Here is a 12,876-nt window from a genome sequence, read left to right on the forward strand (position 1 = left end):
TTTTACGTGTGCTCTCTCTAGGTAAACGACGATTTACTAGAAAATGGGTGCTTAGAAGAGTCCGCAATAGAAAGAAGGCGCATATATATGCAGTACGGATATCACTAAAGTATAAATAACTATTGGAGGCTAAAGGAAAAATGGCAGAAATAATTAGTTTACCGTACCTTCAAGCTTTGCAGGGGAAATTTGTAAGAGTATTTAAAGGCGGGCCTGATTCAAGAGAAGGCAGGCTGATAGAAGTGAATGATGAGTATATCGTCCTTCTGACTGAAGAGAAGCAACTCGTGTATTATACGATTGCCCAACTGAAAATCGTGGTTGTTAATGCAAAAAAATCTCAAGAGGATTTACTCCCTCCTTTTGATGATGGCTATGCATTTCCGCCAACGTTCGTCGGCTTATTGGAAACATTAGATAACCGATTCGTTCAGGTGAACGGCGGTGGCCCAGCTTCAAAAGTCGGTCAGATCGTCGAGGTAACTACAGAATATATCGTGTTATCGACTAAGAAGGACGGGCTCGTTCTATTCCCGATTGCTCTTATTAAGAGCGTAGCGATTGTGGAGGTTTCCTTCCGTTCCACATGGCCGGAGTTTCCGGATGTTCCTAACGATACCCTGAATGGAGCTCTTACTCAATTGATTTACTCCTGGATTTCGGTTCATGCAGGTGGCCCTGAAAAGGTTGAGGGTGTTTTGATACAAGTTGAAGAAGACTATATTGTTGTCGTGAATAAAGACGAAATATTTTATATCACGACAGATCAAATCCAATCCATCGGACTATTTTTCCCAAGGGAGAATGATGGTGGGGGGAAAGATAAGGACAAAGATAAAAACAAAGAAAGCTCTTCCCATGAGAGTTCCTCGAGAGAAAGTAGCTCTCATGAAAGTTCATCAAGTGAAAGCAGTTCCAGTGAAAGTTCATCAAGTGAAAGCAGTTCCTATGAAAGTTCATCATCATGTGAAAGTAGCTCTCATGAAAGTTCTTCATGTGAATGTATAGCCCCTGAAAGTTCTTCAAGTGAAAGCAGCTCATATGAGAGTTCATCATCATATGAGAGCAGTAGTTCGTATGAAAGTTCATCCTCATGTGAGAGCAGCAGCTCGTTTGAAAGTTCATCCTCATGTGAGAGCAGCAGTTCACCTGAAAGTTCATCCTCATGTGAGAGCAGCAGCTCACCTGAAAGTTCAGATGAATGTAAGAAACGTCGTCGCCGTCATAGAAAGGATAAAAACCGTACGCGTGTCAATACGTTTAAGAAAATCTGGCTTGAGAACCTAATTAAAGTTTCAAAGACAACTCTATAAAGAATCGACCACACAGGTACAGCAACCAATGAAGTTGTTGTGCCTTCTTATTAAAAAGGGACAGGCATATGGGTTGTCCAAAAGGTGATCAAGGGCATGGGCGATTATTGGACTAGACCTAGGGGTGATTCCTATAGCGAATCTCTGAAACAAGTCGGAGTGTCCCAAATTAGGACAGGATTCAAGAACGATTCCTCGCCATAAGGAAGGAAAGGTGGATTATATTTGTTTTCTAAATATATTGGACAGTATATGGAGCTAGAACTCTCAGGAAATATTCTTGTGTTTGGGAATTTAATAGAAGAAAGTACGGATATCTTAGTCCTATACACGGGAGAGGTGTACCGTTATGTACCGCAGCGACACATTAAGAATTATTCTTTTCCCATAATAGATGAAGGGATTGAAGGAGGAGAGGACCCGGAAATCAGTGAGACGTCATTTCGTAAGATGCTGATGAATGCGAAAGGGCTCTTTGTTGAGATTTTGCTCACGAAAAACAAACCCATCTATGGCTATATCGTGGGTATCATGAATAATTATTTCATTTTTCATTCTCCTGCCTATAAAACGATGTTCATCTCCATGGAGCATGTAAAGTGGCTAACGGTCTGTGATGATGAAAAGGGGCCATACGGATTGAGTAAAAGCGAGCAGCTTCTTCAAGTTTCCAGTCTAAGCTGGGCGCGTACTTTGGAGGAACAACTGAAAAAATTGACAAATAAATTGGTGGTACTCGATTTAGGGCAGCACCCGATGGACATAGGGAGAATCATACAATTGAAGGATGGTCTCATCCATATGATGGATGCTCAAGGCGAAGAGTTTTATGTAAATATGCGGCATGTGAAGAGCTTTCAGTTTCCACAATGAATAACTCCGGATCTACTACGATCCGGAGTTATTTCTTTTTCTCTATATTCTCATAGACCGATGCGAGGGCTTGTTCGAATTTCCCACTCTTTTTCGGTTGATAGTATTTTTTGTTGCGTAGTTTGTTCGGTAGGTACTGTTGTTTCACCCATCCGCTTTCATAATCGTGCGGATAGAGATAGTCGACGCCGCGGCCCAGGTCGGTAGCCCCTTTATAATGGGCATCTTTAAGGTGATCGGGTACATCGCCGCTATGGCCGGCGCGAATATCGGCGAGTGCCGCGTCAATTGCTTTATAGGCGGTATTCGATTTAGGCGATAGACAAAGCTCAATCACCGAATTGCTAAGCGGGATCCGGGCTTCCGGAAAACCGAGACGCTCGGCTGCCTCGACTGCAGAAAGGGCGCGAGGACCAGCTTGAGGGTTCGCCAGGCCAATGTCCTCATACGCGATGACGACCAAGCGACGGGCGATGCTGACAAGGTCACCGGCTTCTATCAATCGTCCCAAATAATGGAGGGCCGCATTCACGTCGCTGCCACGGATTGATTTTTGGAAGGCGGATAGGACGTCATAATGGGCATCTCCATCCTTGTCATGCGAAAAGCTCTTTTTCTGCATGCACTCTTCGGCAATTTTTACATCGATGACAATCGTTTCGGATTCGTCAGGCTCAGTAGAAATGACCGCGAGCTCTAGAGCGTTAAGGGCGCTGCGGACGTCCCCGTTCGAAGCGGTCGCGAAATGTGCCAGAGCATCGGTGCTGACAACGGTTTTATAGTGACCGAGACCACGCTCCTCATCTTGTAATCCACGTTCGAGGGCTTTGATGATATCAGTGACTTCCAGAGACTTTAGTTCGAAAATCTGGCACCTGCTGCGGATGGCCGGGTTGATTGCGTGATAAGGATTGCTTGTCGTCGCACCAATCAAGGTGATCATCCCATTTTCAAGGTAGGGAAGGAGGAAATCCTGTTTCGCTTTATCCAGGCGGTGGACCTCATCGAGCAGCAGGATCACTTTGCCGGACATCTTGGCTTCGGCAGCGACGATTTCCATGTCTTTTTTATTATTGGTTACAGCATTCAGTGTCCGGAAGGCAAACTTCGTGCTGCCGGCAATGGCGCTCGCAATGGACGTCTTGCCGATGCCGGGAGGACCGTACAGAATCATCGAAGATAGCTGTTTGGCCTTGACCATCCTCGCGATGATTTTCCCTTCACCGACGAGATGCTCCTGCCCGATGACTTCATCAATCGAACGGGGCCGCATCCGGAAAGCAAGCGGTTTAATATTCATGACGCACCTCTCCTTTTTATATAAGGTATCACAAACAAAGGGGAAAATGCTCAGAATATGCGTTTGGGGAGGGGAATTCGACGGTTGTGGGGGATAATTCGACCACGTGAGGCAATAATTCAACCACAACAAGAGATAATTCGACCACGTGAGGCAGTAATTCAACCACGGAAGAATATAATTCAACCACGATGTTAAGTCTTCAATTTTAAATGGTATACTCGTCCTTTCGTAACACCTGTATGAGGCAAGTCCATAGACTTAAGCAGTTTATTTGCAGTTGATGCAGAATGGATATGGAGAAATTCCCTTAATTGTTGGTTAGTAATGGTGGGCTTTATGAGGAAGAAATAATCTTGAAGCGATGAAAGGTGAGCATCTTTTGATTTGTTTGAGCAGGAATGGCAGATCCAGATTCCATTTTTCCTTTTCATTGGATAGGACGAACATCGAGGGCAGAAAACGCCTGTTTTTAGATCGGTTATAGGAATTTTATAGTTCCCCAGAAGATTGGGTATAAGAGGTGTATGGGCCTTCAATAAATGATTGGTAACTTTTTTCAGCTCTTTTTTTGTTAATTTCTCTTCGTCATGCTTTTTTATGAACTCTCTAATTTTATGAAATAGAAAATCTCGGCGTATGACTACTTTAGAAGTAATATCTTTATTTTCAGCAGTTACTACTGAGGATGAGTTCGAACTAACTACTAAAGTTTCGATTGGGATTGACCAGTTTTTTGTTTTTAACCACTCGATTAGTAGGGAGCGCTGGCGATTCACTTGTAAAATAGGGTCATCAAAGGCCTCTCTTTGACCATCTGACTTAGTGCGGATTAGTTGATTGAACCCTTTGTCAAAGTATAGCTCACCAGCAATGTTCTTCACTTCAAGAATTAGGATAAAGCATGGAGTGAGTAGCAAAATGTCCATTTGAAAGGGATAGGGAGAGGCGAGTAGACGAAGGTCATGAAAGATTAGATACTTTTTTTCAGGAAGGGATTTTAGAGCATGAATCACTCGATGTTCGCCTTTGTAACCTGCCATGTTTCTGTTAAAGTCTGAACTTAGGACGGGGTGAATTGGATGGGTGATGGGCAATCGTTTAATAAGCGCCTGTATCATCTGAAGTTTTATAGGAATCTCGCAATCTTTAACAATCAAAGTAATTTCTCCTCTCAATCGTTTACCTATAGATTCTTCAATTCTTACCTTTTTTCCTATTCTTTTCAAAAGTAAATATGTCAAATTTTAGAACGAGTTAGGAATTCGACCACCTTAGTTGATAATTCAACCACGCAAGGGAGTAAATCAACCACAACTAAAGATAATTCGACCACACAGGACAATAATCCAACCACCGGCATTACCATCCAACCCCTTTACCTACCTTTCCAATTAGAATAATTTGACAAATGGAGGGTGGGTGAATGCATTTCTACTGGGTATATGCTATAATTTCAAGAGAATTTAGTAACGGATTAATAATTTGAGGTGTATATAAATGAAGATATCTACTAAAGGCCGGTATGGCTTAACGATCATGATTGAGCTTGCTAAGCATTATGGTGAAGGTCCGAAGAGTTTGAAGTCGATCGCTCAAACGCATAATTTGTCTGAGCATTATTTGGAGCAGTTGATTGCGCCCCTTCGCAATGCAGGATTGGTGAAGAGTGTTCGTGGTGCATATGGCGGATATGTCTTGTCGAAAGATCCTCATGAGATTACTTCTGGTGATGTGATTCGCGTGTTGGAAGGACCGATTACCCCGGTTGAGGGAATTGAGGATGAAGAGCCGGTGAAACGCCAGCTTTGGATCCGGATTCGCGATGCGGTTAAAGAAGTCCTCGATAATACCACGCTCGTGGATTTGGCGAATTACAAGGACAATGGTGAAACAAACGATTATATGTACTATATTTAATTGGGGCTACAGATTAATATGAAGTAAAAATACCTATTCAAAAGGGTTCTATCTTACAACCATTATTGGACTACCGGTTGATTTAAAGGTAAAATCCTATGTGAATAGGCATTTTTTTGCAAGTTTCATTTTATTAGTAAACACGAGAGTCAGGTTAATCATAGAGCATTGCCTAACTATTCCATGGAGGCGACAAAAAAGTGAACAGAATATATTTAGATCATGCTGCGACTTCACCGATGCATCCGAATGTGATTGATAAGATGATGACGGTCATGAGCCATGACTTTGGGAATCCGTCGAGCATTCATGCGTTCGGGCGGGAAGCGCGTCATGTTTTAGATGAAGCGCGTTCGAATATTGCCGCAAGTATCAATGCGGGACGGAATGAGATCATTTTTACAAGTGGTGGAACGGAAGCGGATAATACGGCGATTATCGGGGCTGCGCATGCGAATGAGAAAAAAGGCAAGCACATCATTACAACAGAGATTGAGCATCATGCGATTCTGCATACCTGTCAATTCCTTGAGAAGTCTGGCTTTGAGGTCACGTATTTACCTGTGAATGAAGAGGGGCTCATTTCGATTGCTGATTTAAAAGCGGCATTGCGGGACGATACGATTTTGGTTTCCGTCATGTTTGGCAATAATGAAGTGGGTTCGATCCAGCCGATTGCTGAAATCGGACAACTCTTAAGGGAGCACCAGGCCCTTTTCCATACGGATGCCGTGCAGGCTTATGGTTTGATTCCTATCGATGTCCGGGAGCTGGGCGTGGATTTATTGAGTGTTTCCGCTCATAAAATCAATGGACCAAAAGGAACCGGTTTCTTATATATGCGTGATGGATTGAAGTTCGCCCCTCATTTATACGGTGGGGAACAGGAACGGAAACGGCGCGCGGGTACGGAAAGTGTCCCGGCAATCGCTGGTTTTTCCGAGGCCGTGTCCATTGCCCAAAGTACGATGAAGAGTAAAACGGAGCAATACAACTCTTTCAAAGACGTATTGCTTGCCGTTTTTGATAAGGCAGAGGTACAATATGAAATTAACGGATCGAGGGAGCACGCGCTTCCACATGTGTTGAATGTCAGTTTTCCTGGTACGAATGTTGAATCGATGCTCGTGAATTTGGACTTGGCCGGCGTCGCGGTATCAAGCGGATCTGCTTGTACGGCGGGGTCCATTGAACCGTCGCATGTTTTGGTCGCGATGTTTGGAAAAGGTTCGGAGCGGACGAAGAATGCGATTCGTTTCAGCTTTGGTCTGAACAATACCGAGCAGGAAGTCAGGGAAGCGGCAGAAATAACCGTGAAGATCGTTAAAAGATTAGTACAACAATAAATTTTTGTAAATAGATGAGGTGACAGAATGAAGAAAGCACCACAAGACACCCGCGTCGTCGTTGGGATGTCAGGGGGCGTCGATTCTTCTGTGTCTGCCCTGCTTTTGAAAAATCAAGGCTATGACGTGGTCGGGATTTTCATGAAAAACTGGGATGATACGGATGAAAACGGGGTCTGTACAGCAACGGAAGATTACAATGATGTGATTGCGGTTTGTAACCAAATCGGAATTCCTTATTATGCGGTCAACTTTGAAAAGCAGTATTGGGATAAGGTTTTCACATACTTCTTGGAGGAGTACAAGGCGGGCCGGACACCGAATCCGGACGTGATGTGCAATAAGGAAATCAAGTTCAAGGCTTTTCTTGAGCATGCGGTGAGCCTGGGTGCCGATTATGTGGCGACAGGTCACTATGCACAGGTCAAGTACCAAGATGGCGAGTACAAGATGCTTCGCGGCGTGGATAATAATAAGGACCAAACATACTTCTTGAACCAGTTAACGCAAACACAGCTGGAAAAAGTCATGTTCCCTCTTGGACATATCGATAAGAAGGAAGTCCGTGAAATTGCGAAGGAAGCGGGTCTTGCGACGGCAACGAAGAAAGACTCAACCGGTATTTGCTTTATCGGGGAACGGGATTTCAAAGGCTTCTTGAGCACATATCTACCGGCACAGCCTGGTCAAATGACTACGATGGACGGAAAGGTCATGGGTACACATGATGGCTTGATGTATTATACAATCGGTCAGCGCCATGGTCTTGGTATTGGTGGAAGCGGCGAGCCTTGGTTCGTAGCGGGTAAAGACTTGAAACGCAATGTTTTATATGTGTGCCAAGGCTTTAACAATGATGTGCTTTATTCTGATTCACTGAAAGCTGTGAAGATGAGCTGGGTTGCCGAACACATGCCAGCCACTGAATTTACGTGTACGGCTAAATTCCGGTACCGCCAAGTGGATAGCGGCGTTTCGGTGAAAGTCCTGGAAAACGGGGATGTCGAAGTCTTATTTGACGAGCCGGTCCGGGCAATTACGCCAGGGCAATCCGTCGTATTCTATGACGGTGAAGTATGCCTAGGCGGCGGTACGATTGATGAAGTGTTTAAAAAAGGTGAAAAACTGACCTACGTAGGGTAAAATAAGCATGTCCCCAGCTGTATTTGCGGTTGGGGATTTTGTTTGCATTGTAGAAAGACCTGAAATGGCGTCAATGATATACATAAAAAAATGTGATAGCATATGCTATACTTTTCAATAAAAAATGGAGCGTGAATTAGGATGGATAAGAATCAACAAGGTATTGAGTTTATGCAGCAAGGAAAATATGAGGAAGCGGCGAAGGTTTTTAATGAGGCAATTGAGGAAAACCCGACTGAGCCAGTTGCTTACATAAACTTTGGAAATGTGCTGACTGCGGTTGGCGAGACGGATAAAGCCGTTAAGTTCTATAAAAAGGCAATCGAACTCGATGAAAATGCAGCGGCTGCTTATTATTCATTAGGGAACTTATATTACGAAGTGGATTCTAAGTTGGTTGAAGCGAAGGATATGTTTGAAAAGGCAATCCGTTTGGGCCTTGATAACAGTGATGCTTACTTTATGCTTGGACTGACATTGATGGCGTTGGACCAGCCGAAATTGGCGATGCCTTATCTGCAAAGAACGGTTGAATTGAGTCCCGAGGATGTGGATGCAAGATTCCAATTCGCGCTTTGCCTGGCCAATGCGGAATTATATGATGAGTTAATCAAGCAGTTGAATATCGTGGTGGAACAAGATCCTGGTCATGCGGATGCCTATTATAATCTAGGTGTGGCGTATGCAGGACATAAGGAAGATTCCAAGGCTGCCATCGGTTATTTTGAAAAGGCACTGGAAGCACAGCCAGATCATATGCTAGCGGCCCATGGTAAGAAGCTGATGGAAGAAATGGTTGCTGAATAAATAGAATGGAAAAAAGCATGGGAAGGGTGGGGAGAAGCGTTGGCTCAGCAGGATTCGATGGATTTGTTTTCTGAAGAGAAGATGTTTATGAAAGGCCGTCATTTGGTGACGATTTTTCATAACGAAGATAATATGTATTCGGTTGTCAGAATCCGTTTGGATGAAACAAATTTGAATTATGATGAGAAGGAAGCGGTCGTTACCGGGTATTTTCCGAGGATGCATGAGGACGAGGTGTATATATTCTATGGGGCCCTGAAGGAGCATCCCAGGTTTGGCCTTCAATTCCATGTGGAACAATTCCGGAAAGACCTTCCCCGATCCAAGGAAGGCGTCGTCAGTTATTTATCCGGTGAACTATTCAAGGGCATCGGGAAAAAGACGGCCGAGAGCATTGTTGAAAAGCTGGGGGAGAATGCCATTTCCAAAATTCTGGCCCAGCCATCCATTCTTGATGATATTCCGAAGCTGACAGGTGAAAAGGCGAAAAGTCTTTACGATACATTGGTCGAGCACCAGGGCCTCGAGCAGGTGATGATTGCCCTGAATCAATATGGCTTTGGTCCACAGTTATCGATGAAGATTTATCAAACGTATAAACAGGATACCGTCACAATGCTTCAGGGGAATCCCTACAAACTTGTGGAGGATATAGAAGGGATCGGTTTCGGACGTGCCGATGAGCTTGGCCACCAGCTAGGCATTTCAGGCAGCCATCCCGATCGCATCAAGGCTGCCTGCTTATATACGCTTGAATCTCAATGCTTACAGGATGGAAACATCTACATAGAGGCCGAGCAGTTATTAGAAGCCGTCAAACGGTTGCTAGAGGAAAATAAGCGGGACCGAATAGAGTTTACGAATATTTCCTCGGAAATAATCGAATTGACCGAGCTGGGCAAAATTATTGTTGAAGACCAACGTATTTACTTGCCGTCCCTCTACTATTCGGAGAAGGGAATCGTAGCGAACATAAAGCGCTTGCTAGCCCAAACGGAGTACGAAGACCAGTTTCCGGAATCGGAATTCCTACTTGCGCTTGGAAAGCTGGAAGAACGGCTCAATGTTTCCTATGCTCCTGCACAAAAAGAAGCGATCCAAACGGCGCTCCAATCGCCGATGTTGATTTTGACGGGTGGTCCAGGTACGGGGAAGACGACTGTCATTAAAGGAATCGTCGAGTTGTATGCGGAACTTCATGGGGTTTCGATGGACATCCACGATTATAAAAAGGAAGGGGCAGATCCTTTTCCATTCGTCCTAGCGGCTCCTACAGGTCGAGCGGCAAAACGGATGGCAGAGTCCACTGGACTTCCGGCGGTGACCATTCATCGATTGCTTGGATGGAACGGAAGCGAGGGTTTTGCTCATGATGAAGATAATCCACTCGAAGGACGAATTGTCATCATTGATGAAGTGTCCATGGTGGATACGTGGTTGGCTCAGAAGTTATTTAAAGCGTTGCCGGAAAATGTCCAGCTGATTTTGGTGGGCGATGAAGATCAGCTTCCATCGGTGGGGCCCGGTCAAGTACTCAAGGATCTGCTCGGTTCAAAGTGTGTGCCCACTGTCAGTCTTGAACATATTTACCGTCAGGCAGATGGGTCATCGATCATTGAACTGGCCCATGATATAAAAAAAGGCCGGCTTCCAGATGATGTGACGAAGCAGCAGGCAGATCGCTCGTTCATTCGTTGTCAGACCGGACAAATCGCTCAGGTGATCGAGAAAGTCGTCGCGAATGCCAGGACGAAGGGCTTCACGGCCAAGGATATTCAGGTGCTGGCACCGATGTACCGGGGGCCTGCAGGAATTGACGCTTTGAATAAGATGCTGCAAGAAGTATTCAATAGCAATAAGGATGAAAAGCGTCGCGAAATCAAATTCGGCGATGTCGTCTACCGGACGGGTGACAAGGTTCTCCAGCTGGTGAATCAGCCGGAGGAGGGCGTCTTCAATGGAGATATGGGTGAAATCGTCTCGATTCTGTTCGCAAAGGAAAATACGGATCATGTAGATAAGGTGATCATTTCGTTTGAAGGCATTGAAGTGACCTACACGAAGCAGGACCTGAACCAGATTACGCACGCGTATTGCTGTTCAATCCATAAATCACAGGGAAGCGAATTTCCGATCGTGATTTTACCTGTCGTGAAAAGTTACTACCGGATGCTACGCCGGAACTTATTGTATACAGCGATAACGCGAAGCAAAAGCTTCCTGATCCTGTGTGGTGAAGAAGATGCTTTCCGCCTGGGTATCGAGCGCAACGATGAAATGCGCAGGAAAACGACCTTGCTTGAAAAGCTCCGGGAAACCTTGGATGGAGATTTCTCTGTTAAGGAAGTTGTAGGATTGGATGGAAAAGCAGGAGTGCCGGAACATGAGGAAAGCTATCTTGATGTACTCCTGCATGCTGATCCGATGATTGGTATGGGTAATGTTACACCCTATGATTTTATGTAGCCGAAGATTAAATCTTCGGCTTTTTGTCTAGATTTAGTTTATAACTCATAGTTTTAGTGGAATAAATATAGAATGTAATTATACTTAGAATCAAAATAAGGGGGAAACAGTATGAAAAAGGGTTGGTTAATCGGACTAGTAGTCGTGGTCCTGCTTATCATTTTTGGCGCGACTTCCTATAACAGCCTCGTCAGCAGCAGTGAAGATGTGGACAATAAGTGGTCACAGGTGGATAACCAATTAAAACGAAGGGCGGATTTAATCCCGAACCTTGTGGAAACGGTAAAAGGTTATGCTTCACATGAAACGGAGGCCATTAAAGCGGTCAGTGATGCCCGTGCGAAGTTAGCCGGTGCCAATACTACCGAGGATGCAATCGGTGCTGATCAAGAACTGAGCGGGGCCTTGAGCCGTCTGTTGGTGGTAGTGGAGAAGTATCCAAATCTTAAGGCTAATGAGAACTTCAAAAGTCTTATGGATAGCTTGGAAGGAACGGAGAACCGCTTGACTGTGGCGAGAAAAGATTATAACGACCAGGTCACCTCGTATAACAAGGAAATTAAACGTTTTCCAAAGAACATGATGGCAGGTGCATTCGGCTTTGATACGAGACCGTATTATGAAGTGAGTGAACAAGACAAAGAAACACCAAAGGTTGATTTCGGGAGCGATAAGTAATGAAAAAGCTTGCTGTGTTTGCGCTCCTTTTCCTTTTCACTTTCAACTTTGCAAACGTAGTCGCAGCAGAACCGAATATCCCAAAACCAGTTGGTGACATCTATGTCCAGGACTTTGCCGGCGTCTTGAATGATCAGGAAAAAGCCGAGTTAATTGAGTTGGGAAAAAGGTTAGAGGATGCCAGCAAAGCACAGGTGGCCGTGTTGACCGTCAATTCCATGGAAGGCTCTGAAATCGAAGAATATTCTGTTGAGGCTTTAAGGTCATTCAAACTCGGCGATGCGGATTTGAACAATGGAGTCCTTATTGTTCTCGCCGTCGAGGAAAAGAAAATTCGAATCGAAGTGGGGTACGGATTGGAAGGGGCCATTACGGATATCCAATCAGGACAGATATTGGACAATGTGGCCATTCCGCATTTGAAGGCGAATCAATACAATCTTGCTCTGACTGAAACATATAAGGCCGTCTATAATGAGGTTTTACAAGAGTACAATCTAGGGGAAGACTTTTATCAAGATTATGCCGTACAACCGGAAGAAAACACTCAGCTATCAGGCATTCAGATTTTCCTCATCATCATCGTAGCGATTATTGTGGTCTTTTTGGATGCTAAACTTTTCAAAGGATTTTTCCTTCAAACCTTACTCAATATCCTCTTGATGTTCATCAGTCGCGGAGGCGGAGGGGGCGGCCGTGGCGGTGGCGGTCCTCGAGGCGGAGGCGGAGGAAGCTCGGGAGGTGGAGGTTCCAGCAGGGGTTGGTAGAAAGGCAGGACCGGGAAACCGGTCTTCAGAGTGTAGACAAAAGGGGGGCGGAATTATTAAGTTCCGCTCCCCTTTTGAAATTCCTTTCGAATCTTCGCCTAAACTTGCCATGTCCAATTGGGCATCTTCTATACATTCAGGGCAGCCTCCATTTTATGAACCAAATGTTCGATGCCACCAGTTGATTTTTCCGTAATCATATCAAGTCGAGCTCGCTGAATAGATTCGTGTTAAGAAAAAGTTAAAATAAAGTTGATTGGAAC

Annotated in this window: 11 protein-coding genes; 9 read left to right on the plus strand and 2 right to left on the minus strand. The window is 44.7% G+C overall.

Going from position 1 to position 12,876, the window contains the following annotated elements; genetic code table 11:
• Window positions 1-140: 140 nt before the first annotated feature.
• Window positions 141-1,313: a DUF2642 domain-containing protein gene (locus tag ACIQXQ_RS14360; RefSeq protein WP_402958313.1), complete on the plus strand. Its 1,173-nt coding sequence runs from the start codon at window positions 141-143 to the stop codon at window positions 1,311-1,313.
• Window positions 1,314-1,538: 225 nt separating this feature from the next.
• Complete coding sequence (locus tag ACIQXQ_RS14365; protein ID WP_402869729.1) at window positions 1,539-2,186, plus strand: DUF2642 domain-containing protein; 648 nt, start codon at window positions 1,539-1,541, stop codon at window positions 2,184-2,186.
• Between the two features lie 28 nt (window positions 2,187-2,214).
• Here ACIQXQ_RS14365 and ACIQXQ_RS14370 read toward each other — a convergent pair whose 3' ends face one another.
• Both ACIQXQ_RS14370 and ACIQXQ_RS14375 read right to left on the minus strand, forming a co-directional pair.
• Window positions 2,215-3,486 carry a replication-associated recombination protein A gene (locus tag ACIQXQ_RS14370; protein WP_402958315.1) on the minus strand — a complete coding sequence of 424 codons (1,272 nt, stop codon included), beginning with the start codon at window positions 3,484-3,486 and terminating at the stop codon, window positions 2,215-2,217.
• A 194-nt stretch (window positions 3,487-3,680) separates the two neighbouring features.
• Window positions 3,681-4,646 (minus strand): nuclease-related domain-containing protein, encoded by a 966-nt coding sequence (locus ACIQXQ_RS14375; protein WP_402958317.1) that lies wholly within the window; start codon window positions 4,644-4,646, stop codon window positions 3,681-3,683.
• Between the two features lie 340 nt (window positions 4,647-4,986).
• Here ACIQXQ_RS14375 and cymR point away from each other — a divergent pair, with 340 nt between their 5' ends.
• The 7 genes from cymR (at window position 4,987) to ACIQXQ_RS14410 (ending at window position 12,613) form a co-directional block, all read left to right on the plus strand.
• Window positions 4,987-5,406 (plus strand): cysteine metabolism transcriptional regulator CymR, encoded by a 420-nt coding sequence (gene cymR / locus ACIQXQ_RS14380; protein ID WP_402869723.1) that lies wholly within the window; start codon window positions 4,987-4,989, stop codon window positions 5,404-5,406.
• 200 nt (window positions 5,407-5,606) lie between these two features.
• A complete protein-coding gene (locus tag ACIQXQ_RS14385; RefSeq protein WP_402958319.1) occupies window positions 5,607-6,752 on the plus strand; it encodes a cysteine desulfurase family protein in 1,146 nt (381 codons plus the stop codon).
• Window positions 6,753-6,779: 27 nt separating this feature from the next.
• The gene (mnmA, locus tag ACIQXQ_RS14390) at window positions 6,780-7,895 is read left to right on the plus strand and encodes a tRNA 2-thiouridine(34) synthase MnmA (protein ID WP_402958321.1); all 1,116 of its coding nucleotides are present in this window, start codon (window positions 6,780-6,782) and stop codon (window positions 7,893-7,895) included.
• A gap of 141 nt (window positions 7,896-8,036) precedes the next feature.
• Window positions 8,037-8,702, plus strand: coding sequence for a tetratricopeptide repeat protein (locus ACIQXQ_RS14395; protein ID WP_402958323.1), 666 nt, complete (start codon window positions 8,037-8,039; stop codon window positions 8,700-8,702).
• Window positions 8,703-8,741: 39 nt separating this feature from the next.
• Entirely contained in the window at window positions 8,742-11,168 is a 2,427-nt protein-coding gene (gene recD2, locus ACIQXQ_RS14400) for an SF1B family DNA helicase RecD2 (protein WP_402958325.1), read from the plus strand.
• Window positions 11,169-11,279: 111 nt separating this feature from the next.
• Complete coding sequence (locus tag ACIQXQ_RS14405) at window positions 11,280-11,846, plus strand: LemA family protein (RefSeq protein WP_402869713.1); 567 nt, start codon at window positions 11,280-11,282, stop codon at window positions 11,844-11,846.
• Window positions 11,846-12,613 carry a TPM domain-containing protein gene (locus ACIQXQ_RS14410; RefSeq protein ID WP_402958327.1) on the plus strand — a complete coding sequence of 256 codons (768 nt, stop codon included), beginning with the start codon at window positions 11,846-11,848 and terminating at the stop codon, window positions 12,611-12,613. The genes ACIQXQ_RS14405 and ACIQXQ_RS14410 overlap by 1 nt, the downstream gene beginning before the upstream one ends.
• The last annotated feature ends 263 nt before the right edge of the window (window positions 12,614-12,876 follow it).

This window comes from Peribacillus sp. NPDC097198 (genome assembly GCF_044762055.1).
In the GTDB taxonomy this organism is placed as follows: domain Bacteria; phylum Bacillota; class Bacilli; order Bacillales; family DSM-1321; genus Peribacillus.